General features: G+C 67.4%; 24 protein-coding genes. 11 read left to right on the top strand and 13 right to left on the bottom strand.

Annotated features, from left to right (window positions below; all coding sequences use genetic code 11):
- Window position 1: 1 nt before the first annotated feature.
- From ACFWPX_RS02125 to ACFWPX_RS02110, 4 genes are read right to left on the bottom strand one after another with little or no spacing between them, the layout of a single operon-like run.
- Window positions 2-1,213: an acetyl-CoA C-acetyltransferase gene (locus ACFWPX_RS02125; protein ID WP_378925116.1), complete on the bottom strand. Its 1,212-nt coding sequence runs from the start codon at window positions 1,211-1,213 to the stop codon at window positions 2-4.
- Window positions 1,206-2,099, bottom strand: coding sequence for a hypothetical protein (locus tag ACFWPX_RS02120; RefSeq protein ID WP_378925114.1), 894 nt, complete (start codon window positions 2,097-2,099; stop codon window positions 1,206-1,208). Before ACFWPX_RS02120 ends, ACFWPX_RS02125 begins: the two co-directional genes overlap by 8 nt.
- Window positions 2,096-2,824 carry a 3-oxoacyl-ACP reductase FabG gene (fabG, locus tag ACFWPX_RS02115; protein WP_378925112.1) on the bottom strand — a complete coding sequence of 243 codons (729 nt, stop codon included), beginning with the start codon at window positions 2,822-2,824 and terminating at the stop codon, window positions 2,096-2,098. Before fabG ends, ACFWPX_RS02120 begins: the two co-directional genes overlap by 4 nt.
- 29 nt (window positions 2,825-2,853) lie before the next feature.
- The gene (locus ACFWPX_RS02110) at window positions 2,854-3,675 is read right to left on the bottom strand and encodes a mycofactocin-coupled SDR family oxidoreductase (RefSeq protein WP_378925109.1); all 822 of its coding nucleotides are present in this window, start codon (window positions 3,673-3,675) and stop codon (window positions 2,854-2,856) included.
- Window positions 3,676-3,957: 282 nt separating this feature from the next.
- Here ACFWPX_RS02110 and ACFWPX_RS02105 point away from each other — a divergent pair, with 282 nt between their 5' ends.
- Window positions 3,958-4,767, top strand: coding sequence for an NAD(P)-dependent oxidoreductase (locus tag ACFWPX_RS02105; RefSeq protein ID WP_378925107.1), 810 nt, complete (start codon window positions 3,958-3,960; stop codon window positions 4,765-4,767).
- Window positions 4,768-4,817: 50 nt separating this feature from the next.
- On the opposite strand, the gene ACFWPX_RS02100 is transcribed toward ACFWPX_RS02105, so the two are convergent.
- A complete protein-coding gene (locus ACFWPX_RS02100) occupies window positions 4,818-6,005 on the bottom strand; it encodes an acyl-CoA dehydrogenase family protein (protein ID WP_378925105.1) in 1,188 nt (395 codons plus the stop codon).
- Window positions 6,006-6,201: 196 nt separating this feature from the next.
- Between ACFWPX_RS02100 and ACFWPX_RS02095 the strand changes: the two genes are divergently transcribed.
- Both ACFWPX_RS02095 and ACFWPX_RS02090 read left to right on the top strand, forming a co-directional pair.
- Entirely contained in the window at window positions 6,202-6,711 is a 510-nt protein-coding gene (locus ACFWPX_RS02095; protein WP_378925103.1) for a DoxX family protein, read from the top strand.
- A gap of 19 nt (window positions 6,712-6,730) precedes the next feature.
- Complete coding sequence (locus ACFWPX_RS02090) at window positions 6,731-8,242, top strand: class I adenylate-forming enzyme family protein (protein WP_378925101.1); 1,512 nt, start codon at window positions 6,731-6,733, stop codon at window positions 8,240-8,242.
- Window positions 8,243-8,370: 128 nt separating this feature from the next.
- On the opposite strand, the gene ACFWPX_RS02085 is transcribed toward ACFWPX_RS02090, so the two are convergent.
- From ACFWPX_RS02085 to ACFWPX_RS02070, 4 genes are read right to left on the bottom strand one after another with little or no spacing between them, the layout of a single operon-like run.
- Complete coding sequence (locus ACFWPX_RS02085; RefSeq protein ID WP_378925099.1) at window positions 8,371-8,793, bottom strand: PaaI family thioesterase; 423 nt, start codon at window positions 8,791-8,793, stop codon at window positions 8,371-8,373.
- Complete coding sequence (locus ACFWPX_RS02080; RefSeq protein ID WP_378925097.1) at window positions 8,790-10,295, bottom strand: class I adenylate-forming enzyme family protein; 1,506 nt, start codon at window positions 10,293-10,295, stop codon at window positions 8,790-8,792. Before ACFWPX_RS02080 ends, ACFWPX_RS02085 begins: the two co-directional genes overlap by 4 nt.
- The gene (locus ACFWPX_RS02075) at window positions 10,295-11,110 is read right to left on the bottom strand and encodes an enoyl-CoA hydratase/isomerase family protein (RefSeq protein ID WP_378925095.1); all 816 of its coding nucleotides are present in this window, start codon (window positions 11,108-11,110) and stop codon (window positions 10,295-10,297) included. Before ACFWPX_RS02075 ends, ACFWPX_RS02080 begins: the two co-directional genes overlap by 1 nt.
- Entirely contained in the window at window positions 11,095-11,898 is an 804-nt protein-coding gene (locus tag ACFWPX_RS02070) for an enoyl-CoA hydratase/isomerase family protein (protein ID WP_378925093.1), read from the bottom strand. The genes ACFWPX_RS02075 and ACFWPX_RS02070 overlap by 16 nt, the downstream gene beginning before the upstream one ends.
- 109 nt (window positions 11,899-12,007) lie before the next feature.
- Here ACFWPX_RS02070 and ACFWPX_RS02065 point away from each other — a divergent pair, with 109 nt between their 5' ends.
- Together ACFWPX_RS02065 and ACFWPX_RS02060 are read left to right on the top strand one after the other, a co-directional pair.
- Window positions 12,008-13,255: a CaiB/BaiF CoA transferase family protein gene (locus ACFWPX_RS02065; RefSeq protein ID WP_378925091.1), complete on the top strand. Its 1,248-nt coding sequence runs from the start codon at window positions 12,008-12,010 to the stop codon at window positions 13,253-13,255.
- 73 nt (window positions 13,256-13,328) lie between these two features.
- Window positions 13,329-14,228 (top strand): enoyl-CoA hydratase/isomerase family protein, encoded by a 900-nt coding sequence (locus ACFWPX_RS02060; protein WP_378925089.1) that lies wholly within the window; start codon window positions 13,329-13,331, stop codon window positions 14,226-14,228.
- A 59-nt stretch (window positions 14,229-14,287) separates the two neighbouring features.
- Here the strand turns inward: ACFWPX_RS02060 and ACFWPX_RS02055 are convergent, their stop codons facing one another.
- Window positions 14,288-15,052 carry an SDR family NAD(P)-dependent oxidoreductase gene (locus ACFWPX_RS02055; RefSeq protein WP_378925087.1) on the bottom strand — a complete coding sequence of 255 codons (765 nt, stop codon included), beginning with the start codon at window positions 15,050-15,052 and terminating at the stop codon, window positions 14,288-14,290.
- A complete protein-coding gene (locus tag ACFWPX_RS02050) occupies window positions 15,049-16,269 on the bottom strand; it encodes a cytochrome P450 (RefSeq protein WP_378925085.1) in 1,221 nt (406 codons plus the stop codon). Before ACFWPX_RS02050 ends, ACFWPX_RS02055 begins: the two co-directional genes overlap by 4 nt.
- A gap of 279 nt (window positions 16,270-16,548) precedes the next feature.
- Here ACFWPX_RS02050 and ACFWPX_RS02045 point away from each other — a divergent pair, with 279 nt between their 5' ends.
- Both ACFWPX_RS02045 and ACFWPX_RS02040 read left to right on the top strand, forming a co-directional pair.
- Window positions 16,549-17,778, top strand: a complete 1,230-nt coding sequence (locus tag ACFWPX_RS02045) for a cytochrome P450 (RefSeq protein ID WP_378926101.1) — start codon at window positions 16,549-16,551, stop codon at window positions 17,776-17,778.
- Window positions 17,779-17,848: 70 nt separating this feature from the next.
- Entirely contained in the window at window positions 17,849-19,345 is a 1,497-nt protein-coding gene (locus tag ACFWPX_RS02040; protein ID WP_378925083.1) for an acyl-CoA carboxylase subunit beta, read from the top strand.
- Between the two features lie 54 nt (window positions 19,346-19,399).
- Here the strand turns inward: ACFWPX_RS02040 and ACFWPX_RS02035 are convergent, their stop codons facing one another.
- Together ACFWPX_RS02035 and ACFWPX_RS02030 are read right to left on the bottom strand one after the other, a co-directional pair.
- Window positions 19,400-20,527 carry an NDMA-dependent alcohol dehydrogenase gene (locus tag ACFWPX_RS02035; protein WP_378925081.1) on the bottom strand — a complete coding sequence of 376 codons (1,128 nt, stop codon included), beginning with the start codon at window positions 20,525-20,527 and terminating at the stop codon, window positions 19,400-19,402.
- Window positions 20,528-20,577: 50 nt separating this feature from the next.
- Window positions 20,578-21,396: an enoyl-CoA hydratase/isomerase family protein gene (locus ACFWPX_RS02030; protein ID WP_378925079.1), complete on the bottom strand. Its 819-nt coding sequence runs from the start codon at window positions 21,394-21,396 to the stop codon at window positions 20,578-20,580.
- Between the two features lie 303 nt (window positions 21,397-21,699).
- Here ACFWPX_RS02030 and ACFWPX_RS02025 point away from each other — a divergent pair, with 303 nt between their 5' ends.
- From ACFWPX_RS02025 to ACFWPX_RS02010, 4 genes are read left to right on the top strand one after another with little or no spacing between them, the layout of a single operon-like run.
- Window positions 21,700-23,355 (top strand): AMP-binding protein, encoded by a 1,656-nt coding sequence (locus ACFWPX_RS02025; protein ID WP_378925077.1) that lies wholly within the window; start codon window positions 21,700-21,702, stop codon window positions 23,353-23,355.
- On the top strand, window positions 23,352-24,191 hold the full coding sequence (locus ACFWPX_RS02020; protein ID WP_378925075.1) for an amidohydrolase family protein: 840 nt from the start codon (window positions 23,352-23,354) through the stop codon (window positions 24,189-24,191). The genes ACFWPX_RS02025 and ACFWPX_RS02020 overlap by 4 nt, the downstream gene beginning before the upstream one ends.
- A 27-nt stretch (window positions 24,192-24,218) precedes the next feature.
- A complete protein-coding gene (locus ACFWPX_RS02015; protein WP_378926099.1) occupies window positions 24,219-25,271 on the top strand; it encodes an acyl-CoA dehydrogenase family protein in 1,053 nt (350 codons plus the stop codon).
- 13 nt (window positions 25,272-25,284) lie between these two features.
- Window positions 25,285-26,487, top strand: coding sequence for an acyl-CoA dehydrogenase family protein (locus ACFWPX_RS02010; RefSeq protein WP_378925073.1), 1,203 nt, complete (start codon window positions 25,285-25,287; stop codon window positions 26,485-26,487).
- Window positions 26,488-26,503 lie beyond the last annotated feature (16 nt).

The raw sequence follows: 26,503 nt of genomic DNA, 5'->3' as shown, positions 1-26,503 counted from the left end.
CTCACACCACCCGCTCGAAGACAGCGGCCAGGCCCTGGCCGCCGCCGATGCACATCGTCTCCAGCCCGTAGCGCAGCTCGCGCCGGTGCAGTTCCCTGGCGAGGGTGGCCAGCATCCGGCCGCCGGTGGCGCCCACCGGATGTCCGAGGGAGATGCCGGAGCCGTGCACATTGGTGCGGTCGAGATCCCGTTCGCCGAACTCCCATTCCCGCATGACCGCGAGTGCCTGCGCCGCGAACGCCTCGTTGAGTTCGATCAGGTCGATGTCGGCGAGCGCGAGCCCCGCCTGGCCGAGGGCGGCGTCGGTGGCGGGGACGGGTCCGATACCCATGACATCGGGTCGCACCCCGGCCACGGCCCACGACTTCAGGGTGACCAGGGGGGTGAGGCCGAGTTGTTCGGCGTTGTCCCGGGTGGTCACCAGACACATCGACGCCGCGTCGTTCTGGCCGCTGGCATTGCCCGCGGTCACCGTCGAGTCCGGATCGATCTGCGCCCGAATCGGTTTCAGCGCGGCCAGGGATTCGAGGGTGGTGTCGGCGCGGGGATGCTCGTCGGTGTCGACCACCGAATCTCCCCGGCGCGCGGACACCGTGACCGGAATGATCTGCTCGGCGCTGGCACCGGTGCGCGCGGCCTCGATGGCACGCTGATGGGAGGTCACCGCGAGCCGATCCTGTTCCTCGCGGGGGATCGAGTAGGTCCGGCGCAGGTTCTCGGCGGTTGCGAGCATGCCGCCCGACACCGGATAGGTCTTGCCACCGGCGGTCTCACGTCCGCGAGCCAGCGCGTCGTGGACGCGGACGCCACCTCGCGCACCGCCCCAGCGCATGTCGAGGGAGTAGAACGGGGTGTTGGTCATGCTCTCCACACCGCCGGCGACCACCACTTCGCTTGCGCCGCAGGCGACCTGCATGACCGCCTGGATGACCGCTTGCAACCCGGATCCGCAGCGCCGGTCGATCTGCATGCCGCCGACGGTCACCGGCAGTCCGGCGTCGAGGGCGACGACGCGGCCGATGGCGGGAGCCTCGCTGCTGGGGTAGCAGTGGCCGAGGATCACGTCGTCCACGACATCGGGGTCGATCCCGGTTCGTTCCAGCAGCCCGCGCAGTGCGCTGACACCGAGATCGACCGCGGTGAGCGAGGAGAACACCCCGCCGTAGCGTCCGATGGGGGTACGGACAGGTTCGCAGATCACTGCTTCACGCATGGGTTCGGTCTCCGTCATGGTCGAAATCGGCGGTCAGAACGGTGTGTTCGACGGTTCGGTCGGTGCCGCCACCGGTACGGACGGCGAGTTCGAGGTCGGTATCGGCGGTGTCGCGACGCTGGATGCGGGCCGCTTCGGCGCAGAACAACGGCGCGAGGTTGCGGTGGTGCAGCCGGGTCGGTGCCCGATCGGGCCGTTCCCGTCGAATGGTCTCGGCCATGGACAGGGTCATGAGCGGTCCGTGCACCACCAGCGCCGGGTATCCCTCGACGCCGGTCGCGTACGGCCAGTCGTAGTGGATGCGGTGGGGGTTGGCCGTCGCGGCGCTGAACCGCATCAAGACGGTGGGATCGGTGCGCAATTCCCAGTCCCATTCGGCCACGCGGCGCAGGGGAGTGCCCGCGGGCTCGGGCTCGGACGGCGTCGCGGGACCGATCGAGCCGGGCGCCACGGCCTCGCGGTAGATCAGATTCTGACGTTCCACCACGGCGAGGGTGTCCGCGCCGGTGTAGAGCCGGATCTCGACATCGACCACCACCAGCGGCCCCGTTCGCCCGGTCTTGGGCGTCAGGGCGACGACTCGCGACTCGCGGCGCACCGTCGACCCGATGGTCACCGCTTCGTGCAGCACCACGTCACCGCCGGCGAACATGCGCCGCGGCAGATCCACCGGAGGCAGGAAGGAACCACGGGCCGGGTGCCCGTCGGCTCCGATCTCCGACGACACGGGCCAGTGCGCCAGCGCCGCCCAATGCCACAGCGGCGGTAGGGGATCGCCGACACCGATCGGCGGCGCACCGGAGTCGAGAACCGCGCGCAGCGCCGCGACCGGTGCGGGGTCGACGAATTCGTCGGTGACGACGGTGTGTGGCTGCCAGCCGGTCACATGAACCGCCCGCCCGTCACTTCCAGCGTGGTCCCCGTCATATACGAGGACAGGTCGGAGGCGAGGAACAGCGCGACACCGGCGACCTCCTCCGGTTCACCCGCTCGCGACATCGGGATCTCCGCCATTTTCTTGTCCCAGATATCGGCGGGCATCGCCGTGGTCATCGGGGAGCGGATCAGGCCGGGCTGGATCGCGTTGACCCGCACGCCGTATCGGGCCGTCTCCTTGGCCGCGGCCTTGGTGAGACCGATGATGCCCGCCTTCGCGGCCGAATAGTTGGTCTGGCCTGCCATCCCGACCTTGCCCGACAACGAGGAGATGTTGATGATGCTGCCGCGCCCCTGATTTCGCATGATCGTCGACGCGAACCTCGTCCCGTGCCAGCTGCCCTTCAGATGCACCGACACGACCTGGTCGAAATCCTCCTCGCTCATCGTGCGCATGGAGGCGTCGCGGGTGATGCCCGCGTTGTTGACCATGATGTCGGCCGAACCGAATTCGGTGAGCGCGGTGGCGAGCAGCTCCGAGACGTCCTGGGCGCGGGTCACGTCGCAGTGGACCGCGCGAACGTTCTCCGAGCCCAGTGCTTCTCGTGCTCCCTCGGGATTGAGGTCACCCACGACCACCCGCGCGCCCTCACGTAGGAAGGTCGACGCGATAGCGAGGCCGATGCCCTGCGCCCCGCCGGTGACGACCGCGACGCGGCCCTCGAGAAGTGACATGGTGTTGATCCTTTCGGCGTGACGGGCGTTCAGTACTGAGTCGAGCCCAGGTCGACCGCGATCTGGGCGGCGGTGATGTAGCGGGACTCGTCGTCGGCGAGCCAGCTGACAGCGGCGGCGACATCCTCGGGTTGGGCCACCCAGTCCGGCAGGAACGGTGTCGTCATGTGTCCGAGCTGGGGATTGGACTCGAGCGAGCGGCCGAGCGCGGCGACCATGTCCCCGCTGCCCATGGGGGTCAACACGGCGCCCGGATGCACGCTGTTGACCCGGATCCGATGTTTGCCCAGTTCAGCGGCCAACGCCCTGGCGATGCCGGTCACCGCGTGCTTGCTGGCGGTGTAGTGGACCATGAAGGGCTGCATCTTCAGCCCGGCGGCGGAGCTGATCAGGATGATCGAGCCGCCGCGCCCGCCGTCGATGATGTGGTCGGCGCCGGCGATCGCGGTGTTCCAGGTGCCGGTGACGTTGATGTCGATGACATCGCGGAACGACTCGGGGGTGATCTCGTTCCACCGCTGTGGGATGCAGATGCCTGCGTTGGCGACGATGATGTCGAGTCGGCCCAGGGTGGCAACTCCCTCGTCGACCGCTGTGCGCAGCCCGTCCAGGTCCCGGGTATCGACGGTCGCGGCGACGATCCGGCGGCCGGTCGACTCGACCAGCCGCACCGTTTCCTCGAAGTCCTGCGGGGTGGCGGAATCGTAGGGAACCGCCGCGGGCAGCGGGCCCGCGAGGTCGACAGCGATGATATCGGCGCCCTCACGCGCCAGGCGCACGGCGTGCGCGCGGCCCTGTCCGCGCGCTGCGCCGGTGATGAAGGCGACTTTGTCGCTGTGTCGGCCGGTCACGTCTTCTCCTCGAGCTCTCGGGCGATCGCTGGAGTGTGGGACAGGGATCGCGATCCCGAGTCCGTGCACCAGCGCGCCGAAACTTATTATCGTATGTTTTATCGTAAAGGCAACAGTACTGTGCCGGGTCACCCTATTTCGCGGACGTTCGCGGCACAAGGCGCGGCTGTTCCGCGCTGGGCGACGCTGTTACAGTTGGTATTACTGGATCACTGTCGATCAGTGGCTCGTCGCATCGTTCTCGGTAGCGAACGGGTTCAACGCGAGTGAGGAGCGGCGCGGATGTCGAAGGTTGTCGGGTTCATCGGAGCGGGCCAGATGGGCGAGCCGATGGTGGTTCGACTGGTGGCGGCAGGTCATCGGACCGTGGTCTACGCGCGCCAGGACGCGGTGCGCGAACGCCTGCGGGCCGCGGGGGCCGAAGTCGTCGACTCGGTGCGGGAAGCCGCGGTATCCAGCGAGGTGATCATCGCCTGCCTGTTCTCGGATCACCAGTTGCGCGAGGTCCTCTCGGGCCCGGACGGGGTGTTGGCGTCGGCGGGGGCCGACGCGGTGGTGGTCTCGCACACGACCGGCACGGTCTCGACGATCACGGAGCTTGCCGCCGCGCGACCCGATGGTCCGGTCCTGCTCGATGGGCCGGTCAGCGGGTCGGCCGAGGACATCGCCGCCGGGCGGCTCACGGTATTGCTCGGCGGACCGTCGGTGGCCGTCGAAGCCGTCCGTCCGGTGCTGTCCGCCTACGCGAGTTCGGTTCTGGCCACGGGTGCGCTCGGTAGCGCGCTCGGCGTGAAGCTGGTCAACAACGCGCTGTTCGCCGCGAACGCGCAACTGGTTGCCGTGGCGGCCGAGGTCGGCCGCAAGCTGGGCATCGAGGAAGGCCAACTGCTGCAGGCGCTGTCGGTGGCCAGTGGCAACAGCTACGCGGCCGATTCGATCCGGCGCACCGGTGGTCTGGCGAAATTCGAGAAACGTGCCGCGCCGTTCCTGCGCAAGGACGTCGCGGCCTGCGTGAGCGCGACCGCCGAGCTCGGTATCGACCTCGGCGGCTTGGGAGCTGTGATCGCCGACGGTCCGTTCGACTTGAGCTGATATCCGGCGACCGGGTCGGCCGCCACCGATGCGGTGGCCGACCCGGCCCGTTACCTCGCGGCCCGCTCGGCATTCCGGATCAGTCCGCCGCCGATGATCAGGCGCTGGATCTCGCTGGTGCCCTCGTACAGCCGCAGCAACCGGACATCACGGTAGATCCGTTCCACGGCGACATCGCGCATATACCCCGTACCGCCGTGGACCTGCACCGCCGAATCGGCCACCCGCCCAGCCATTTCGGTGCAGAACAGCTTGGCCACCGACGGCGCCACCCGCCGGTCCTCGCCCGCCACCCATGCCCGCGCGGCATCACGAACCAGCGCGCGGCCCGCCATCACCCCGGTCTGCATATCCGCCAGGTGGGCCTGGACCAACTGGAATCGCCCGATGGGGGTACCGCCCTGGGTGGCGCTCGCGGCGTAGGTGACGGATTCGTCGAGTGCCCGCTGCGCCGTGCCCACCGCGAGTGCCGCGATATGGACACGACCCCGCGCCAGCGAGGTCATCGCCGCGCGGTAGCCGATGTCCTCGTTGCCGCCGACGAGCGCGTCGGCACCGACGCGGACATCGCGGAAATACACCTCGGCGGTCCACGCGCCCTCCTGGCCCATCTTGCGGTCCTTCGGGCCGACTTCCACGCCGGGGGTCGCGGCGGGGACCAGGAACACCGAGATGCCCGCGCCGTCCTCGTCGGCGGGGCGGGTGCGAGCGAACACGACGAACAGGTCGGCGACCGGCGCGTTGGTGATGAAGCGCTTCTCGCCGTTGATGATCCAGTCCTCGCCCGACCTGGACGCGGTGGTGCGCAGCGCCGCGGGATCGGAGCCGGCGCCGGACTCGGTGAGCGCGAACGACGCGACGACAGCGCCGGAGGCGATGTGTTCGAGCCATCGGGATTTCTGATCCTCGGTGCCGAACCCGACCAGGACCTGACCGGCGATACCGTTGTTGGTGCCGAACAGTGAGCGCAGCGCGAGCGTGGTGTAGCCGAGTTCCATGGCCAGTTCCACGTCCTGGGCGAGGTCGAGTCCGAGGCCGCCCCACTGCTGGGGAATCGCGTAGCCGAACAGGCCCATGGCCTTGGCCTGGTGCACGATCTCGTCGGGCATCCGGTTCTGTTCGGCGATCTCGCGCTCTCGCCGCACGACCACGTTTCGTACGAAATCCTTGGTCTGCGCGAGGATTTCGCTGAAGTCTTCTGCGTTGACCGCGCTGGTGGCGGTGGATGCGCTCGTCATGGCAGGGCCTCCTCGTTCGCGGCGTAGTGGCGCCGTCGTGCTCGATATGTCTGGTGGGCATGCGTGGCCCGATGCGCCGTCTTGACCGGACGCGCGTTATGTCTAACATTACTGTAATACCAGCGGTAAGTAATACGGGAGATGTGTCGAGGATCGTGCTCACGGCGCGGAACTCGATGGACAGGGCGGTAAAGCGATGACTGCGTACGACACGGGTGTGCTGATTCTGCGGGTGTGTCTCGGCCTCACCATGGCCGCGCACGGCTACCAGAAGTTCTTCGGGGGTGGTCGGATACCGGGCACGGCCCGCTGGTTCGACAGCATCGGGATGCGCCCCGGCATCCTGCACGCGCGCCTCGCCGCGAGCAGTGAGGTCGGCGTCGGCCTCGCGCTGGCATTCGGGTTGCTCACTCCCCTCGCGGCCGCGGGTTTCGTCGCGCTCATGCTGGTCGCCGCCTGGACGGTGCACAGGTCGAAGGGCTTCTTCATCGTGGGCGAGGGCTGGGAGTACAACCTGGTGCTGGCGGTGGGCGCGGTGAGTGTGGCCACCCTCGGTCCCGGCCGGATCAGCCTCGACCAGCTGATCTTCGGCACCGACCGAGTGGACGGCTGGTGGGGATTCGGCCTCGCCGTCGGCCTCGGCCTCGCGGTCGGTGTCGGCCAGCTCGCGCTGTTCTACCGGCCGCCGGCTCCCGCCCGGTCCTGAGTGAATCGGAGAGCCACCGATGTCGATACAGGATCACGACGAGAGCTCCGCCGCGACCGAGCTCGTGACAACACTCGCCGAGGGGCTCGCGGGCTTCGGCGAGCGGCCGTGCATAGAGTTCGAGCGGCGCTGGTATTCCGGCAACGCCGTGCGAGCCTACGTCCACCGGATCACCGCGGAGTTGGACCGTGCGGGCGTGCGCGCCGAGGACCCGATCGGGATCGTCGTCCGCAATCGGGTGCCGCACGCGGCCGCGATCCTCGGGTTCATCACTCAACGTCGACCGGTCACGATGATCAACTCGTATCAGTCGGCCTCGGGCATCGCCCGCGACATCGAACAGACACGTCCGGTCGCGGTGATCGCCGATCGGCGGGACTGGACGGCGCCGGTCGTGGCCGCCTGCGAGCGGGTGGGCGGTGTCGGGATCGCGGTGGCGCTGGACGAGCCCTCGGTCGAGACCATCGTGCGCGGTGACCGGTCGACCGATCGAGTCGCCGATCAGGTGACAACCGTGCCCGGATTGCACATCCTGACCAGCGGAACGACCGGCCCACCCAAGCGGGTGCCGATCCCCCTGTCGGCGTTGGGACATACGGTCCGCACCATGACCGGCGGGGCGACCGTCGCCGATCCCGACGATCCACCGGAATTGGTGTACTGGCCGTTCGGCAGCATCGGTATCTGTCAGCTGCTCGCGGCGCCGTTCCTCGGCAAACGCATGGTGTTGCTGGAGAAGTTCACGGTCGAGGAATGGGTGCGGGCGGTCAAGACCTACCGGGTCACTCGGACCGGCGTGCAGCCGACGATTCTTCGCATGCTGCTGGAAGCCGAGGTGCCGCCAGAGGACCTTTCGTCCCTGGAGTATCTGCCGGGTGGTTCCGGCCCGCTCGAGCCGGAACTGCGTGCGGAATTCGAACGCCGCTACGCCATTCCGCTGCTGTGGGCCTATGGTGCCACCGAGTTCGCCGGCTCGGTGTGTGCGTGGACACCGCAGTTGCACCAGCGATTCGGCGCGACCAAGACGGGCAGCGTCGGTGTGCCGCTGCCCGGCGTGCGGGTACGCATCGTCGACGCGGTGACCGGGTCGGAGGTGGGCGTCGGTGCGACGGGACTGCTCGAGGCCGAGGTGGCCGCGCTCGGTGCCACCTGGGTGCGGACCACCGACCTCGCCTCCGTGGATGCCGACGGGTTCGTGACGGTGCACGGGCGAGCCGATGGCGCGATCAACCGCGGCGGTTTCAAGATCCTGCCGGAAACGGTGCGCGCCGCCCTGCTGACCCATCCCGGGGTTCGCGATGCGTGTGTCGTCGGCGTCCCGGATCGCCGATTGGGTCAGGTGCCGTTCGCCGCGGTGCAGCCGCGTCGTGGGATGCCGGTGCCCTCGGAAGCGGATCTGGTCGCGCACGTGCGGGATCGGCTGCCGAGCCACCATGTTCCGGTCGCGATCGCCGTCGTCGACAACCTTCCGCGCAATGCCGCGTTGAAGGCCAGGACGGACGCGGTGGCCGCCCTGTACTCCGGGAGTTGACGTCTGCGGGTTCCGGCCGCCGGAGCATCTCTGCGCCAACTGGATTCGATGAGGCCGGATCGGGGCAATTCCGATCCGGCCTCCGCATCGTGTGACCGACGCCGGCCTGTCGTGCACCGGCTGTGGTTCTAGCTGTTCGCTGCGGCTGATCGGTCGGTCGCGAAGCTCACCGTGGCGAAATTGACGGTCGCCAGAGCGGCCAACGTGCCGTCTACGACGTCGAATACCTCGACCTGGACGACGATCGACCGTTTGCCCGCGTGCACGACCTTGCTCACCGCGCGCGCCGTGCCGTCGGTGATCGGGCGGAAGTACCGCACACTGAGATCCGAGGTGACCACGCCGGTGTTCGGTGGACGGGACTCCAGAGCGAGTGTGCCTGCCGCGATGTCGGCGAGTGTCGCGATCAGACCGCCCTGTAGCCCACCGGAGGTGTTGACCACGTGTGGCGCGACGGGCAGTTCCCAGACGAGCGAGCCGTCGGCGTCGGTCGCCTTGCGGAAGCCGATGTGGTCGAGTAGCCCGCTGATCTCTCGGATGGTCGACATCATGTCGGATCACCACTTTCGGAAGGTGGCCGTCGGCCGATGGCGGTTGCGGTGAAGTGATCGCGGACCGCGGACAGATCCGCCTTGCCCGACGGTGTGCGCGGGATGGCATCGACGACGGCGATCGCGGTGGGGATTTCGTAGCGGGCCAACCGAGTGCTCAGGTATTCGACCAGTTCGTCGAGTTCGGTGTGGCGACCCGCCCGCAGTTCGACCATGGCGACCGGGGTCTCGCCGAGCCGGTCGTCGGCTCTGGCGACGACCGCGGCACCACCGACGGCGGGATGTTCCTCGAGGGCGGCGCGCACATCATCGGGCATGATCTTGAAACCACCTCGGATGATGGCCTGGTCGGCACGTCCCAGAATCCAGAGGAATCCGTCGGCGTCGATGCGGGCGATATCGGTGGTTCGCACCCAGTTCGCGGTGGGGCCGAGCTGACCGGGTGCGACCTCGAGCAGGCCGGACTCGTCCGGCCCGAGCGCGGTGCCGTCCTCGCCGACCACCCGCAGGCGGGCGCCGCCACTGGCCCGGCCGACGCTGCCGCGCTTGGCATTCCAGAACTGTCGATGGTCGTCGAGCGTCCAGCCGGCGACACCGCCGCCGAATTCGGTGGCAGCATAGGAAGTCAGGACCGGGATGCCGAACTTGTCCTGGAAGGCGTCGGCGTCGGCGGCTGAGAGCGGCGCGGTGCCCGAGGTGACCACCCGGACACCGTCCAGATCCTGTGCGCCCAGGCTCGAGTGCAGCACCATCCGCAGCGCAGCGGGTACCAGTGACACCGCGCCCGGACGATGCGCCCGCACCGCCGCCGCCCAGCGGTCGAGGTCGAAGCGCGGCAGGAAGACGAACGGTCTGGCGTCGACGACGCACTGCAGAATGCGGAAGATGCCGCCGATGTGTACCAGCGGAGCATTGACGATCGCGACGCCACCGCGCGGCGCGGTCGGTGCGGCGGCCTGCTCGAAGTCGGTGCCGATGACACTGCGCGCCAGCATGTCGTAGGTGATCTCGACGCGTTTGGGCGGACCGGTGGTTCCACTGGTGAGCATGCGCACGGCGATCCCCGGCAGCGGGGTGCCCGCGTCGCGCTCGCGTGCCGCCTCGCTGGCGATCGGCGCGGTGCCGAGGTCGGCGATGGTGACTGTCGCGGCACCGGACTCGACGAGCCCGGCCAGGTCCGCCTGCCCGCCGATCACCAGTGGTAGGTCCAGCGCGGCGATATCGGACCGGGTGCGGTCGTCGCCACGGGCGGGGTTGATCACGACGACGGTGCCGCCGCTGAGCAGAACGCCGAGGAACGCGGCCACGTGTTCGGGGCGGTTGCGCAACAGGATGCCGACCTGGCACGGCCTTGTGATCAGCGCGCTGACGCGCCGCGCGGTCTCGGCGAGTTCGCCCCAGTTGTGCCAGGTTCCGTCGAATTCGATGGCCCGTGAACTCGGCGCCAGGTCGAGGACTCCGGCGATGCGCCCGCTCAGTGGATGGTCATGGGTGTCGGTCATCAACGAATCCTCGGTTCGGTCGAAATGGCCTGGCGTTGCCGATCTTCCGTGGTCGCGGCGAGCTCCGCCTTGGCGATCGGGTTGCCGAGGCGGGTGTAGATGAGGCCCTGATCGAGTGCGGCCCGATAGGGCTTGTCCAGCGATTCCCAAATCGCCTTCACCGTGCCCTGGGTCGCTGTCGGCGGCTTGGCCGCGATGGTGGCGGCGATGGCGTGCGCGCGTTCCCAGAGTTGTTCGCGGGTCACTATTTCCGAGACAAGGCCGATGCGCAGCGCGGTCTCGGCGCAAACCCGTTCGTCGTTGCCCATCAACGCGATGCGCAGGGTCTCTCCGAGCCCGACCCGGCGCATGAGTCCGATCGGCTCCAGCGCGCAGACCAACCCCGCCGACACGTGGGAGTCGAAGAAGGTGGCATCGTCGGAACAGATCACCACGTCGGATTCGTTGACGAAGTAGAACGCTCCCGCCGTGCACAGGCCGTTGACCGCGCAGACCACCGGCTTCCACATCTTCTGCCACTTGGGGCTCAATGCCTCGCCGGGGTCCTCGTGGTGCCAGATCCCGGCGGGTTGGCCGTAGGCGGACTTGATGTCGAGTCCCGCGCTGAAGGCGCGTGTGCCCGCCGCGCGCAGAACGACCGCGTTCACCGAGTCGTCGAGCCTGATCCGGCGCCACGCGTCGCGGACCTCCTCGCACATGGTGCGGTCGAAGGCGTTGAGCCGTTCGGGGCGGTTCAGGGTGAGGGTCGCGACCCGGTCGTCTGCGTCGACGTCGAGCAGAATCGTGCTGTAGTCGGCGCTCATCGGCACTGCCATTCCGGGGCGCGCTTCTCGACGAACGCGCGCGGTCCCTCGAGCGCGTCCTCGGTGCGGGTGACCCGTTCGCGGAACGACTCGGCCAGCATCTCGGCCTCGTGCATCGGCACGTCCAGGCCCTTGACGATCGCCAGGCGGGTGCCGCGAACCGCCAGCGGCGCATTGGAATTGAGGGTGTCGGCGATCTCGCGAGCCCGCTCGAGCAGACGGTCGTGCTCGACGACCTCGGTGATCATGCCCAGCTCGTAGGCGCGCTGGGCGCTCATCCGCTCGTGCTTGCCCATCATCGCCATCCGCAGGGCCACGGTGCGCGGGAGCACCCGCGCCAGACGGACCACCTCTCGGCCCGCGACGAGCCCGATGCTCACATGGGGATCGAAGAAGGTCGCTCGATCCGAGGCGATGATGATGTCGCCGGTGGTCACCCAGTCCAGGCCCGCTCCGCAACAGATTCCGTTGATCGCGACGAGGATCGGTTTGGTCATGGTCCGGAAGGGCGGGGTGCCCTCCTGCGGAGCCTCCCACTGTTCGTAGGTCGACAGGTACGGCTTCTCGTTGAGGACCTTGCCGTCGCCGGGGATCGCCTTGACATCGGCGCCGGTGCAGAAGGCACGACCGTTCGCGGTGACGATCAGCAGCCAGACCTTGTCGTCGGTCTCGGCCTCGTCGTAGGCGGCGCGCAGTTCGGTGATCATGTGCGGGCTCAGCGCGTTGAGGGCCTCGGGCCGGTTCAGTGTGATCGTGGCCGTGTGCCCGTCTACCTCGTAGCCGATGGTATCGAACGGCATGCATTCCTCCTGGGGGACAGGGCGTGGCCCATACTGTTAGAGATACAGTAGACAATACCGTTATGGTTCTGCCAGGGTGACGTGAAGTACCGACGAGGAAAGAGTGGCGATGGCCGAGAACGGGAGCACACCTTCGGACGCAGGAGCCGACCGGCCCGCCGGGGGGAGTACGACCAGGGGCGTCCTCGACGGTGTGCGGGTGCTCGACTACGGCCGGTTCATCGCCGCCCCGTGGTGCAGCGCGATCCTGGCCGACATGGGCGCCGACGTCGTCCGAGTCGAGAAGCGCGAGGGCGGTGAGGACCGTTGGGTGCAGGCGGTGACCGAGGGCGGCGAGGGCGGCACGTTCCTGCAGTGCAACCGGAACAAGCGGTCGCTGACCCTGGACTCGACCACGCCCGAGGGCGCCGAGATCACCCGGCGCCTCGTGGCAGGCGCCGACATCGTCGTCGCCAACATGCCGTTGGCCGGAATGCGGGCCAGCGGACTCGACTACGACACCCTGCGCGCGGTCAAGGCCGACATCATCCTGGCCAGCGCCACGGCCTACGGCGAGGGCGGTCCCTACAGCGACCGGATCGGTTTCGACGGTGCGGGCCAGGTCATGTCGGGCGCCACCCACCGCCAGGGCCTGCCCGAGCAGCCGATCCGCACCACGGTCCCCTACACCGACTTCGGCACCGCGATGACACTGGCCATCGGGGTCATGATGGCCCTGTTCCACCATCGCGCCACCGGCGAGGGCCAGCACGTCGAGGGCGCGTTGCTGCCGACCGCGCTGATGATGAGCAACGCGTTCCTGATCGAGCGCGACCTGCTCGGCGTCGACAAACCGCGCATGGGCAATCGGGGGACCTCGGTCGCGCCGTGCGACCTCTACGAGGTCACCGACGGCTGGGTGCTGCTCCAGGTGGCCGGGCAGCCGATGTTCCGCCGGTGGTGCCGGTTGATCGGTCGGGAGGATCTCATGGACGACCCGCGCTTCGCCGGTGACGACCTGCGCTGGCAGCACAGCGACTTCCTCAACGACCTCATGCAGGACTGGTGCCGGGATCGCACCAAGGCCGAGGTGCTCGCGGCGCTCGAGCAGTTCAAACTGCCGGCGGCGCCGATGCAAAGCACCCACGACGTGCTCGAGGACCCGCACGTCGAGAAGCTGGGCTACCTCGAGCGGATCGACTATCCGGGAGCGTCGAAGCCGGTGCCGATCGTCGCAACGCCGTTCCGGATGTCGCGCACGCCGGGACGGATTCGTCGGCGCGCGCCGCTGCTCGGCGAGCACACCGGGCAGATCCTGGCCGATCTCGGTTACAGCCCCGACGAGGTGGCCGACCTGCGCGAGCGGCAGGTCGTCTGATGGCCACACCGACCACCGCGCGCTACGGACAGCGCGCGCACATCCCCCTCGAACGAGAAGGAAGAGACATCCGATGACCAGTTCCAGCACCGCCGAGGGCCGTGTGCTCTACGAGGTGGATCCGGACCGCAGGATCGCCACCATCACCCTGAACAACCCGAAGCAGCGCAATTCCTACGACGCGGCCATGCGCGACGGGATCGCGCGCTACCTCGACGAAGTGGCCGAGGACGACGACATCACCGTCGTGTTGCTGCGCGGTGCCGAGCTGGTGTTCAGCACCGGTGCCGATATGAACAACGCCTACGGCTGGTACGGCGAGCGACCGGCGGCCAACGGTGACCGGCCCGCCAAGAGCAGGCCGAGTCAGCGCAGGCGACTCACGGTGGATCGCAAGTCCTTCGGCTTCTACCACAATTTCATGGGCTTCCCGAAGGTCACCGTCGGTGAGATCAGCGGCTATGCGCTGGGTGGCGGGTTCGAGATGGCCTTGATGACCGATATCTCGGTCATCGCGCGGGACGCGAAGATCGGCATGCCCGCGGCCCGGTTCCTCGGTCCGGCGCTGGGCAGCCTGCACATGTTCTTCCATCGGCTCGGCCCGGTTCTCGCGCGCCGAATGCTGTTGACCGGCGACATCATCGAGGCGGCAACGCTGGAACATCTCGGCGTCTTCACCGAGACCTGCGACCCGGACGCCGTTACCGCCCGTGCGCGGTACTGGGCCGAGAAGGCGGCGAAGATGCCGGCCGACGGTGTCGTCATCGCCAAGGAGGCGTTCCGGATGGTCGAGCAGAGCCAGGCATATCAGGGCGAGGAGGTGGCCAGCTACCTGTTCCACGCCTACGGCACCAATCTGCAATTCTCTCCGGGGGAATTCAATTTCGTGAAGACCAGAGCCGAACACGGCACCAAGGAAGCATTCCGTCTGCGGGACGCGCACTTCCACGTGCCGGAACCGGACCTGGGCTAGCGTGCGCAAACGACTTCAGGCCCGGGCCGTGTTGGCCCGGGCCTGAGGATTCGGTGCGGTCACATCACCAGGCCACCGTCGACCGGCAGTACCTGACCGGTGACGAACGATGCCGCGTCGGAGGCGAGGAAGACGAAAGCGCCCGCCACCTCCTGCGGTTCGGCCCAGCGGCGCAGGGGAATTCGATTCAGCATCTGTTCGGCGAACTTGGGATCGGTACGGATCGTCTCGGTCATCGGTGTCGCCGCCGCAGGAGCGAGCGCGTTGACCGTGATCTGCTTGCGCGCCAGTTCACGCGCCAGCGACTTCGTCATGCCGACGATGCCGGATTTGGCCGCCGAGTAGTTCACCTGTCCGAGCGTGCCGACCAACCCCGCCGACGAGGTCACGTTGATGACGCGACCGGTGCCGTCGGTCGGCAGATACGCCAACGCGGCCTGCGTGCAGCGAAACGCGCCGAGCAGGTGGATGTCGAGCATCCGCACCACCGATTCCTCGGTGGTGGCGCCGAACATCGCGGGCTCGGTGGCTCCCGCGTTGTTCACCACGATGTGCAGTGTCCCGCCGGCCAGCGCCGCGGCGGCACTCGCCGCCGCGTCGGCGGCGGCCCGGTCGCGGACATCGAGAGCCACCGCGGCGGCTCGGCCACCGTCGGCGAGGATCTTCTCGGCGGTGACCGCCGCTGCGGCTCCGTCGATATCGGTGACGAGCACCGCGGCGCCCTGGGCGGCCATGGCCGCGGCGACCGCCGCGCCGATACCGCCCGCCGCGCCGGTGACCAGCGCAGAACGGCCGGTGAGATCGAAGATGTTACGGGTGGTCACAGGGCTCCTCGGACGGCATCGAAGGTCACCGGCAGCGCGCTCGGCGAACGGAACGGCTGGCCGAAGATGTGGGGGTCGCCGTCGGGCAGCAGGGTGATGTCGGTCAGGCGCGCGAGCAGTGACTCCATGGCGACGCGAGTCTCCAGGCGGGCGAGGTGCAGGCCGAGGCAGGTGTGGGCTCCCGCGGTGAAGCTGATGTGCGGGATATGGGGACGGAAGATGTCGAACTCCTCCGAACGTTCCCATCGGCTCTCGTCGCGGTTCGCCGAGCCGAGGCAGACATCGACCACAGCGCCCGCGGGGATGGCGACGCCCTCCAATTCGGTGTCCTCGGTGACGTAGCGCTGCACCAGGGTCAGCGGCGTCTCGAATCGCAAACCCTCTTCGATCGCCTGTGGGAGCAGGCTGGGATCTCGCTGGACCGCGGCGAATTGCTCGGGGTGACTGAGCAACTGGTACAGCAGGTTCCCCGATGAGCGGTAGGTCGTTTCGAGACCGGCGGGCAACAGTAGCCGCAGGAAGGAATAGATCGCGCGATCGCTGAGCTTCTCACCGTCGATGTCGGCGGTGACCAGGTTGCTGATGATGTCGTCGCTGGGGGCGGTCCGTCGCTTTTCGATATGACCGAGGAAGTATTCCTTGAGTTCCTTGGAGGCTTGCAGCGCCCTCGGCACATTGCCCGCGTAGCTGATGATGGCCACCGCGGCGTCGCGGAAGAACGGTAGGTCCTCGGCGGGCAGTCCGAGCAGGCGGGCGATGACCCGGGTGGGGAACTCGAAGGTGAAGTCGCGGACCAGATCCGCGCGACCCTCGTCGATGAATTCGTCGATGAGTTCCTCGCAGATCGGGCGCACGACCTCGGGTTCCCACACGGCCAGCGACTGCGGCTTGAAGGCCGCGGACACGAGGTTGCGGTGTGCCCGGTGGGGGGACCCGTCCATCGCCAGGATGGTGGGCCCCATGAACACGCCGATCGTCGTGTCGTAGAGCTTCGTGCTGAACACCGTGTTGTTGCGCAAGACCTTGTTCACCGCGGTCCAGGACATGGCGGCGTAGGTGTCGGTGGGGCGCAGTTCCTTCGGGGTTCTGGAGTAGTCCATCACCGTCCCGTGGAACACGCCGCCCGCTCGCCGCCGCGCGGCGAAGAAGGGGTAGGGATCGTGGGGATCGGGAACGTCCCCGATCGTCTCTGATTGGTCCTCAACTGGGCTGTTCACAGCTCACCTCTGGCTTCGTCACACCGTACGACTATTCGGAGTAATACTTACTGTAAGACATACAGTATATGATCAACATCCAGGTCGGCAATGCGACTGTCGAGGTAGCGGGCGGCCCGGGGTCGCCGTGGGCCCGCTGTGGCCGCTGTTATGGAAAGCTTGACAGTAAGGGTAACTATAAATCAGTCTTGTGAACGAGACAACGCCATCGGTACGGGTGCGTGCGAGGTGGTGGATTGCTGGGTTGCCAGCTCGGAACGGGAAAAGGTGCTGATACGGATGCCGATCGTTGATGAGGCTGCGAACGTTTTGGCGGATCCCTCCGCCTATGCCGACGAGGCGAGGTTGCATGCGGCGTTGACCGCGTTGCGGGCGGATCAGCCGGTGGCGAGGGTGGAGGTGGCCGGGTACAAGCCGTTCTGGGCGATCACCAAGCATGCGGATGTGATGGCGGTGGAGCGCGCGAATCGCCGGTTCACGAACTGGCCGCGTCCGGTGTTGATGACCGCGGAGTCCGACGAGATGCAGGCCGCCATCGGGATCCGGACCTTGATTCATATGGATGATCCCCAGCATCGGGTGGTGCGGGCGATCGCGGCGGATTGGTTCGGGCCCAAAGCGATGAAGGCGATGGGTGTGCGGATCGAGGAGCTCGCGAAGCGATATGTCGACCGGATGCGCGACACCGGTGGTGAGTGCGATTTCGTGTCCGAGATCGCGGTGAATTTCCCGCTGTATGTGATCATGTCGCTGCTCGGAGTGCCGGAGTCGGATTTTCCGCTGATGCTGAAGCTGACTCAGGAGTTGATGGGCTCCGATGACGAGGAGCTGAAGCGGTCGACGCCACCGGATGAGGCGATGAACGCGTTGGTGGAGATGTTCACGTTCTTCCAGGCGCTGACGGAATCGCGGCGGGCGAATCCGACCGATGATCTGGCATCGATGATCGCGAACGCGAAGGTCGATGGTGAGCCGTTGTCGGATGTGGACATCGTGTCGTATTACGCGATCATCGCGACAGCGGGCCACGATACGACCAGTAGCAGTATCTCGGGCGGTCTGCGGGCGTTGATCGAGCATCCTGATCAGCTGGATCGGTTGCGGCGGAATCCGGAGTTGATGCCGGGTGCGGTCGAAGAGATCATTCGGTGGGTGACGCCCGTGAAGGCGTTCATGCGAACGGCTGCTGAGGATTCGGTGGTGAACGGGGTGTCGATCCCGGCGGGCGATTCGCTGTTGTTGTCGTATGTGTCGGCGAATCGTGACGAGGATGCGTTCGATGATCCGTTCCGCTTCGATATCGAGCGGACGCCGAACAAGCATGTGGCGTTCGGTTACGGCGTGCACTTCTGTCTGGGTGCGGGGTTGGCTCGGATGGAGATCAGCAAATTCCTGGGGGAGTTGTTGCCGCGCTTGACGTCGATCGAGTTGGCGGGGGAGCCGGAGTTGACGGCGACGACTTTCGTCGGTGGGCTCAAGCATTTGCCGATCCGCTTCACCATCGATTGAGCGAACAGTCCCGCTTTCCCGAGTTTCCGCGCCGTTTCCGGCGTACCCGATCACAGAAGACAGGCCCGACATGACAACTGCCAACACCTGGGACGAGACCCTCGATGATCTCGGTCGTCGCCGCGCGCGCGTGCTGGAGATGGGCGGCCCCGACCGGGTCGCCAAACATCGAGGGAAGGGGAAGCTGGATGCCAGAGCGCGCATCGAACGGCTGCTCGACCCCGGGACGTTCCAGGAGTTCGGCACACTCGTCGGCGGCGATGTGGCCGCCGACGCGATCGTGACCGGTTCCGGCCTGATCAACGGTGTCCCCGTGATGGTCGGCGCCGAGGACTTCACCACGCTGGCGGGCACGATCGCACCCGGCAGCAATTCCAAGCGGTACCGGCTCGCGGAATTGGCGGTGCGCGACAAGGTTCCGCTGGTGATGCTGCTGGAGGGGGCCGGATTCCGGCCGACCGGCGACCACTACGGCCGAACACCCACCGACCTGCTGGCCCAGGCGCAATGCTCGGGCAAGGTGCCGATGGTCACCGGCGTGCTCGGGCCCTCGGCGGGCCACGGCGCACTGGTCGCCCCGGTCGCCGACTTCTCCATCATGAGCAGGCAGGGCTGTATCTTCACCGCGGGACCGCCGGTCGTGAAAGTCTCGACCGGCGAGGACATCTCGAAAGAAGACCTCGGTGGGCCCGACGTCGCGCTGCCCAGCGGTGTGGTCCACAACGTCGCCGAGACCGACGAGGACGTCCTCGACGAAATCCGCCGCTACCTGTCCTATTTCCCGCCGAGCGCGTGGTCCTATCCGCCGGTGTACCTCGCCGACGAGACAACGGGGCCGCGCGTGACACCGGAGTTGCTCGACATCGTCTCCCGGGACAATGTGCAGAGCTACGACATGCGGGCCGTGCTCGATGTCGTATTCGACGGCACCGACTGGTTCGAGGTGCAGCCCGAACGCGGTACTCCGATCATCTGCGCGCTGGCACATCTGGGCGGGCACCCGGTCGCGGTGGTGGCCAATCAGCCGCAGGTCCTGGCCGGCTCGATCGACGCCGAGGCCGCGGACAAGGCGGCCCACTTCATCATGGTCGCCGATTCCTTCCACCTGCCGATCATCTTCCTCGCCGACAACCCGGGCATGTTGCCCGGCAGCGAGTCCGAGCGGGAAGGCGTGCTGCGCAGCGGCGCGCGGATGTTCGTGGCACAGACCGCGGCGACAACGCTGAAACTGCATGTGACACTGCGCAAGGCCTACGGATTCGGCTCGATGGTGATGTCGCTGATCGGATTCGACGGTCAGGCGGGCACGTTCGCCTACCCGGGGGCCACGATGGGCGCCATGGGCGCCGCCGCGTTGAGCAACGCCTCCCACGCTGAAGCGGATCTGGCCGCCGAACTGCGCGACATGGAGCTGAAGGCGTCCTACCATTCCGCCGAGCACATGGGTTTCGACGAACTGATCCGGCCCGAGGAGACACGCAACGTCCTGCTTCGATCGCTGCAGCGGGGCCTCTACGGGCGCCAGACCCCCGCGGCTCCCGTGCAGCGCACCGTCATCATTCCCTGAACCGCCGACACAGCGGGGGCCGGACGAATCGTCCGGCCCCCGTTCTCGTGCGGGCTAACGGTCGGCGTCGGTGAAGCGGATGATGCCGCGCAGATCGTGGGTGCGGTGGATCTCCTCGTAGCCCTCGTTGATCTGGTCGAGCCGGTACGCCTTGGTGACCGTACCGTCCAGATCGAGGTCGCCGAGTTTGTAGAGGGCAAGCACCTCGAGGATGTCCTCGTGCGGATTCCCGCCGCCGAACAGGCTGCCCTGCAGGTTCTTCTGCAACAGTGTCCGCATCGACAGTTTGAGCGGTACCTCGGCCGCCAGCGTGGCGCCCATGGCGGTGAGTACGCAGGTGCCCGCTCGGGCCGTGAGGTCCATCCACGCTTCGAGGTCGTCACCGTCTCGCCGCCCCATCGACGCGATCACCTTGTGACACATGCGTCCCCCGGTCGCGGCGGCGATACCATCGGCGGCGGTGGCGAGATCGGGATAGACGTCGGTGGCCCCGAGTTTCTCGGCTTGCTTGCGCTTCCACTCGACCGGATCGACGACGAAGATCCGCGACGCGCCGGAGAGCACCGCGCCCTGGAGCGTGGACGCGCCGACGCCGCCGAGCCCGATGATCGCGACATCCTCGCCCGGCTGGATCCGTGCGGTGTGCACGGCCGAACCGTAGCCGGTGGTGATGTCGCAGCCGACGAGGCAGGCGATCTCGAACGGGATCGACGGGTCGATCTTCACCACCGACGCTCGATGGACGACGGCGTAGGGCGCGAAGGCGCCGACCAGCGCCATCGGATGCACTCCACGTCCCCGCGCGGTGACCCGGAAGGTGCCGTCGGCGACAGCCGCGCCGCCGAGCAGGCCTGCGCCCAGGTCGCACAGATTGCACAGTCCGGCACGGCACGGCGGGCACGTGCCACAGGACGGCACGAACGACATCACCACATGGTCGCCGACGGCGAGATCGTGCACGCCCGCGCCGACTTCGACCACCACCCCCGCGCCCTCGTGGCCCCCGAGGATCGGGAAGCCGGCCATGGCGATATCACCGGTGACGAGATGGTGGTCGGCATCGCACAGCCCCGCCGTCTCCATCCTGACCTTGACCTCGCCCGTTCGCGGCTCGCCGATCTCGATGTCCTCGATCGACCACGGTTGATTGCGGTCCCAGATCAACGCGCCTCTGGTCTTCATCGGTTACCTCTTCATAGTTTCGGGCAGTGGTGTCGGCCGGCCCGGTGGTGTCACCGGCCGTGGAACTCGGGAGCACGGCGTTGTCGGAACGCGGCCAGCCCCTCCTTGAAATCAGCGGTACGGCAGGCGAGTTCGAGTGCGTAGAGCTCGTTGTCCATCGCCTCGGTGAGCCCCGTGACGAGATTGCGGTGGATGGACTGTTTGGCCAGGCCGAAGGCGACGGTCGGCGCGGTGGCCAAGCGGGCGAGCAGTTCCTCGGTGGCCTGATCGAGATCAGTGGGTGCGGTGGTTTCGTGGATCAGCCCCCAGTCGGCGGCGTCGGTCGCCCCGACCTTCTCGCCGAGCAGCAGCATCCGCTTGGCCCTTGCCGACCCGATCAGGCGGGGGAGCAGCCAGGTGGAGCCCGAGTCGGGACTGAAGCCGCGCGGCAGGAACGGCTCCCAGAACACCGCGTCGGTGTCGGCGAGGGTGAAATCGGCGGCGATCGCGAGATTGCACCCGAGTCCGGCGGCCCAGCCTCGGACGGTGCACACCACCGGCAGATGCAGGGTGTGCACCAGTTCGATGACGCGGTGGGCCGTGTGCGGGATGCGCCGGACCAGATCGCCGGTCGGCGGGCGCTCGCCCGCACTGTTGGTCGCGACCCAGTCGACACCGGAGCAGAAATCCGCGCCGACGCCGGTGATGTGCACGACGCGCAGCTCGGCGTCGGTCGCGGCGGCGGTGAGCGTGGCGACGAGGGTGTCGATCATGCTGGGGGACAGTGCGTTGCGTCGGCTCGCACGGTCGATGGTGAGACGCAGAATCGGTCCGTCGTGTTCGACGCCCACGGTCCCGGCGCTGTCGACGGACGTGTTCTCGGTGGTCACTGTCGTCCCCGATTCTTCCAGGTCGATCGGTATCGGTGATTCATACCGTTAGATATACAGTAAAGAGTACAGTCAAGGTTCGAAGTCGACGGCCGATTCGGTGGGTCGGCGCCCGCGTTCCGCATCCGGCGGTGCGGGGCAATCCTGGCCCCAATGCCTTGCGCAGGTCGCTACTGTTACGTATACAGTAGTCATATCTATTCGGTTTGCGGCAAGCTTTCCCGCCACCTCCCGTTAGGACATCGAGGACCGAACCATGCAGACAGAACAATCGAATCCCCGCGTCGACATCGGAGCGCTCTGTTGACCGAATGGACGATCAGTGCCGTGTTCGACGAGGTCGCGGCGGCGGTACCGGATCGGACCGTGACGGTGTGTGGCGAACGCCGCCGCACCTTCGGTGAGACGGCACTGCGGACACGGAAGTTCGCGAACTTCCTCGCCGAGCGCGGATTCGGTGCGCACACCCCGCGCACGGAACTCGACCGCTGGGAATGCGGTCAGGACCGGATCGCGCTGGTGATGCGCAACGACCAGTACCTCGATGTGATGCTCGCCGGGATGAAGGCGCGCGTCGTGCCGGTCAATATCAACCACCACTACACCGCGCACGAGATCCGGGACCTGCTGGCTTACATCAAGCCACGTGGCATCGTCTATCACCGGTCCTTCGGCTCAGTGGTCGAGCAGGCCGCGCCCGCGGGAGTCGAACTGCTGGTGTCGGTCGACGACGGCAGCGACGTCGCCGAGCTGGCGGGGGCGATCGGGTACGAGGACGCGGTGGCGCTCGGCGCCGACGAGCCGGTCATCGAGACCTCGCCCGACGATCTGGTCATGTTGTGCACCGGCGGCACCACGGGCAGGCCCAAGGGCGTGCTCTGGCGCCAGAGCGACATGTACGTCTCATCGATGAACGGTGCCGACCACGAGTCGGGCGAGGGTCTGCGCCAGCTGGCCCTGATGACCGGTCACGTCTGGTTCGCGGTGTCGCCGCTGTCGCACGCGGCCGGGATCTGGACCTCGTTCTCCGGACTGCTCGCCGGGCAGACGGTCGTGCTCTACGACGACCAGCGCAAGTTCGACGCGCACAGCGCACTCCGAGTGGCCGAACAGGAACGGGCCGCGCTCATGACGATCGTCGGCGACGCCTACGCCGGACCGCTGGTGCGCGCGCTGCGCGAAGGGAACTACGACCTGTCCGCGCTGATGGCGATCGGCACCGGCGGCGCGGCGACCAACCCCGTGCACCGACGTGACCTGCTCGACCTGCTTCCGCACGCGTTCGTCGTGGAGGGCTACGGGTCATCCGAAACCGGCGGCATGGGATTCGGTCGCAGTACCAAGGGAAACGAAGTCGACAGCTTCGCCCCGATGCCGGGCGGGACAGCCGTCTCCGACGACCGCACCCGATTCCTGACACCGGGCGACGCCGAGGTCGGCTGGGCGGCCCGTACCGGCCGCGTCCCCCTGGGCTACCTCGACGACCGCGAGGCCACCGAGCGCACCTTCCCCGTCATCGACAACGTACGGATGGCGATCCCCGGTGACCGGGCGACTGTCGACGCCGACGGATCGTTGCGGCTACTTGGGCGCGACGCCCTCGTGGTGAACACCGGCGGCGAGAAGGTGTTCGTCGAAGAGGTCGAGGAGGTGCTGCGTTCGGATCCCCTTGTCGGTGACGCGCTCGTGGTCGGCAGACCGAGTGCGAAATGGGGCAACGAGGTGGTCGCGCTGATCTGCGTCGACTCCGGCGACCTCATCGACGCGGCGGACCGGGTGGGCCCGACGGCGTTGCGGCAGTTGTGCAGATCTCGGTTGGCCGGCTTCAAGGTGCCCAAGGCAGTGATCTATGTCGAGGAGATCCGTCGGCTCGGCAACGGCAAGCCGGACTACCGCTGGGCGATGCGGCGGGCCGTCGAAGAAGCCGGCGAGGCCGCCGACGAAGGAATCGGAGCATGACGATGCGCAAGGTCAACGACTGCCTGGTCAATGTTCACTTCGGTGAGCTCGAGCAACCCACCTGGATGCTCAAAGTCCGTGACGACTATTTCAAGGGCGCCGATTCGATGTACGCCCAGGTCGAACTCACCGCCTTGCTCGACGAGATGGACGAACAGGGCGTGGAGAAGGCCGTCCTGATGTATTCGATGGTGAAACCGTCCAAGACCGCGCTCGCGTTCGTCGAGGCACGACCGGATCGGTTCTCGCTGGCGGTCAACGGCGTCGATCTCCTGCGCCCGGTCGCCTCGCTGCGCGAACTCACCTCGCTGGTGCGCGATCTCCCCGTCACCTACACCACGACCGGCCCGAGCTTCTGGGGCGACGGGCGCTATCCGCCGACCGACGCGGTCTACTACCCGCTCTATTACAAGTGCGCCGAAATCGGCTTGCCGCTGTGCATGAACACCGGAATCCCGGGTCCGCCCATTCCCGGTGAGGTGCAGAATCCGATCTATCTGGACCGGGTGTGCTACCAGTTTCCCGAACTGCGGCTGTGCATGATCCACGGCGCCGATCCATGGTGGGACACCGCGATCAGGCTGCTCATCAAGTACGAGAATCTGCGCCTGATGACCTCGGCGTGGTCGCCTAAACGGCTGCCGGACAGTCTCGTTCACTTCATGCGCACGCGGGGCAAGAACAAGGTGATCTTCGGTTCGGACTGGCCGGTGCTGGCCATGCGCAGGGTCGTGCCCGAAGCTGAAGCCCTGGATCTGCCCGCGGATGTGCTGGACAACTACCTCTACAACAACGCGCAGGAGTTCTTCTTCGGCGACCGATCCGTCGGCGACTGACGCGCCGGAATCAGGAGAAATACGATGATGGACCGTTACGAATTGCGCCGGCAGGACTACAGCCTGTCGGCGGACCAAACCGAACTCCAAGCCGTCTACGCGAAGTTCTTCCGCTCGCGGTGTTCACTCGACACTGTCCGCGCGGCCGAGGAGACCGGATTCGACAAGGATCTGTGGGAGCAGTTGTGCGCGACCGGCGCGACCTCGATGGCGCTGCCGGAATCGGTCGGTGGCGACGGTGCCACGCTGGTCGAATTGTCGCTGGTCGCCGAGGAACTCGGACGGGTGATCGCGCCGCTGCCGTGGATCGATCATCTGTGCGCGGCGCGGCTGCTGGCTCGCCTCGGTGCGTTGAGCGCCGGTGATCGCGACAGTGCCGACGTGGTCGAGGGCAAGCGCCTGATCGCGCTGGATACCCGCGTCGACTTCGCGACCGGCATTCGGCTCATCCCCGCGGGCTCGGTCGCCGACGACATCGTCGTGCGGGACGGCGATGACATCGTGCGGTTGAGTTTCGACACCCGGCCCACCAAGGTCGACAACATCGGTCGTCTGCCGATGGCCTGGGTCGACCCGGCCGCCGCCGACCGCCGGACCGTGCTGGCCAGTGGTGCCGTGGCACTCGCCGAATACGACCGGGCGCTCGACGAATGGCGCGTGCTGACTGCCGCGGCGCTGGTCGGGCTGATCGACGAGACCCTCCGGATAGCAGCGGAATTCGCTACCACCCGCTACACGATGGGTGTCCCGATCTCGACCCTGCAGGGCATTTCCCATCCACTGGCCAATATCGCGATCACGGTCAACGCCGCCCGCAATCTGACCCGCCGCGCCGCGTGGTTCCTCGAACACGAGCCCGACGTGCAGCCCGGTCTGTCGGCCGCGGCGTTCGTCTTCATCGCCGAGGAGGCGCCACGCGCGGCGACTACGGCGGTGCAGGTGCAGGGCGGACTCGGTGTCGCGACGGAAGCGGCCGCGTCCGCGTATCTGGTGCGCGCCAGGGGCTGGCCGCTGGCCGCGGGCGATCTGGGCGCCAGCGCAGTGCAGGTCGCTGAACTCTTCGCCGCAGCGTCGGCCTAGGACGGAGTAGAACATGGATTTCTCACGAGTCGAACTCTCTGCCGATGACCAGGAATTCCTGGACGGGGCACGGGCTTTCCTCGCCACCCACGTCACCGACGAGGTCCGTCGTCGCGACCGCGAGACCGGCGACAACTTCGACGAGGGAGTGCACCTGGCTCTCGGCGAGGCCGGCTGGCTGAGCGCGGAACTGAACCCCGAGGAAGAAGGCGGGCTCAATCGCCTGCGGCGCCGGTTGTGGGACCTCGAGCGGCGCCGGGTCCACACTCCCTGGGTCACCTGGGGCACGACCGCGATCGTCTCCAAGTCCGTCCGCAAACACGGGTCCGCCGAACTCCAGAAGGAGGTCCTGCCCGCACTGGAGCGCGGTGAGGTCCGGTTGTGCCTGGGATACACCGAGCCCGACGGCGGGTCCGATGTCGCGATGTGCAAGACGCGCGCGGTGCGCGACGGCGACCAATGGGTGATCAACGGCTCGAAGATGTTCACCACCGGCGCGCACAACTGCCAGTACGTCTTCCTGATCACCAACACCGACCCCGAAGGGTCGAAACACAAGAGCCTCACCATGTTCCTGGTTCCGCTGGACAGCCCCGGCATCGAGATCCAGGGCATCCGCACCGTGGACGGCGACCGCACCAACATCGTCTACTACAGCGATGTCCGCGTGGACGACAAGTACCGCCTCGGCGAGGTGAACGGCGGCTGGGCAGTGCTGATGGGCCCGCTCAACGAGGAACACGGTGTGGTCGGTGCCGACGACGACGGCCTGCAGGATGTCTCGATCCTCGTCCATCAGGGCACCATGATGGCGACTTCGGTCGACAAGGTGGTCTCGATCGCGGCGGGTACCGGACCTGACGGGCGCCGTCTGCTCGACGACCGGGCCGTCGCCCATCGCCTCGGCCGCAGCATCGCGCGGATGGAGGCAGCGCTCTCGGCTCCGCACATGTTCGGCCGCGTCGCCATCGCCCAGACCATGCGCGACATCTCGCCGGACCTGATGGACATCCTCGGCCCCGCCGCCGCGCTGCCGGTGGACACCGAAGGCGCCGTGGACAACGGCGCCATGGAATACATCTACCGCTGGGCCCCGCTGTGCGGCATCTACGGCGGCACGCTCGAGGTGTTCCGCAACATGATCGCCCAGCACATCCTCGGGCTCGGGCGGCCCAACTACTCGCTGCCCGCCAAGCCGAAGGCAACGGCGAGCTGACTCAGCTCGGAAGGAG

It is taken from the genome of Nocardia sp. NPDC058518, from assembly GCF_042719655.1.
GTDB lineage: Bacteria > Actinomycetota > Actinomycetes > Mycobacteriales > Mycobacteriaceae > Nocardia.
The sequence above is the reverse complement of the archived record's forward strand: the minus strand, read 5'-3'. Positions and strand labels throughout refer to the sequence as shown.

What these genes read in the sequence shown, in the direction of transcription:
- fabG (WP_378925112.1), bottom strand. Translation starts at nt 2,824, where the DNA reads ATGTCACTTCTCGAGGGCCGCGTCGCGGTCGTCACCGGCGGGGCGCAG.
- ACFWPX_RS02020 (WP_378925075.1), top strand. Translation starts at nt 23,352, where the DNA reads ATGACGATGCGCAAGGTCAACGACTGCCTGGTCAATGTTCACTTCGGT.
- ACFWPX_RS02090 (WP_378925101.1), top strand. Translation starts at nt 6,731, where the DNA reads ATGTCGATACAGGATCACGACGAGAGCTCCGCCGCGACCGAGCTCGTG.
- ACFWPX_RS02065 (WP_378925091.1), top strand. Translation starts at nt 12,008, where the DNA reads ATGGCCGAGAACGGGAGCACACCTTCGGACGCAGGAGCCGACCGGCCC.
- ACFWPX_RS02095 (WP_378925103.1), top strand. Translation starts at nt 6,202, where the DNA reads ATGACTGCGTACGACACGGGTGTGCTGATTCTGCGGGTGTGTCTCGGC.
- ACFWPX_RS02010 (WP_378925073.1), top strand. Translation starts at nt 25,285, where the DNA reads ATGGATTTCTCACGAGTCGAACTCTCTGCCGATGACCAGGAATTCCTG.
- ACFWPX_RS02105 (WP_378925107.1), top strand. Translation starts at nt 3,958, where the DNA reads ATGTCGAAGGTTGTCGGGTTCATCGGAGCGGGCCAGATGGGCGAGCCG.
- ACFWPX_RS02045 (WP_378926101.1), top strand. Translation starts at nt 16,549, where the DNA reads ATGCCGATCGTTGATGAGGCTGCGAACGTTTTGGCGGATCCCTCCGCC.
- ACFWPX_RS02080 (WP_378925097.1), bottom strand. Translation starts at nt 10,295, where the DNA reads ATGACCGACACCCATGACCATCCACTGAGCGGGCGCATCGCCGGAGTC.
- ACFWPX_RS02035 (WP_378925081.1), bottom strand. Translation starts at nt 20,527, where the DNA reads ATGAAGACCAGAGGCGCGTTGATCTGGGACCGCAATCAACCGTGGTCG.
- ACFWPX_RS02060 (WP_378925089.1), top strand. Translation starts at nt 13,329, where the DNA reads ATGACCAGTTCCAGCACCGCCGAGGGCCGTGTGCTCTACGAGGTGGAT.
- ACFWPX_RS02040 (WP_378925083.1), top strand. Translation starts at nt 17,849, where the DNA reads ATGACAACTGCCAACACCTGGGACGAGACCCTCGATGATCTCGGTCGT.
- ACFWPX_RS02070 (WP_378925093.1), bottom strand. Translation starts at nt 11,898, where the DNA reads ATGCCGTTCGATACCATCGGCTACGAGGTAGACGGGCACACGGCCACG.
- ACFWPX_RS02100 (WP_378925105.1), bottom strand. Translation starts at nt 6,005, where the DNA reads ATGACGAGCGCATCCACCGCCACCAGCGCGGTCAACGCAGAAGACTTC.
- ACFWPX_RS02125 (WP_378925116.1), bottom strand. Translation starts at nt 1,213, where the DNA reads ATGCGTGAAGCAGTGATCTGCGAACCTGTCCGTACCCCCATCGGACGC.
- ACFWPX_RS02085 (WP_378925099.1), bottom strand. Translation starts at nt 8,793, where the DNA reads ATGATGTCGACCATCCGAGAGATCAGCGGGCTACTCGACCACATCGGC.
- ACFWPX_RS02015 (WP_378926099.1), top strand. Translation starts at nt 24,219, where the DNA reads ATGGACCGTTACGAATTGCGCCGGCAGGACTACAGCCTGTCGGCGGAC.
- ACFWPX_RS02075 (WP_378925095.1), bottom strand. Translation starts at nt 11,110, where the DNA reads ATGGCAGTGCCGATGAGCGCCGACTACAGCACGATTCTGCTCGACGTC.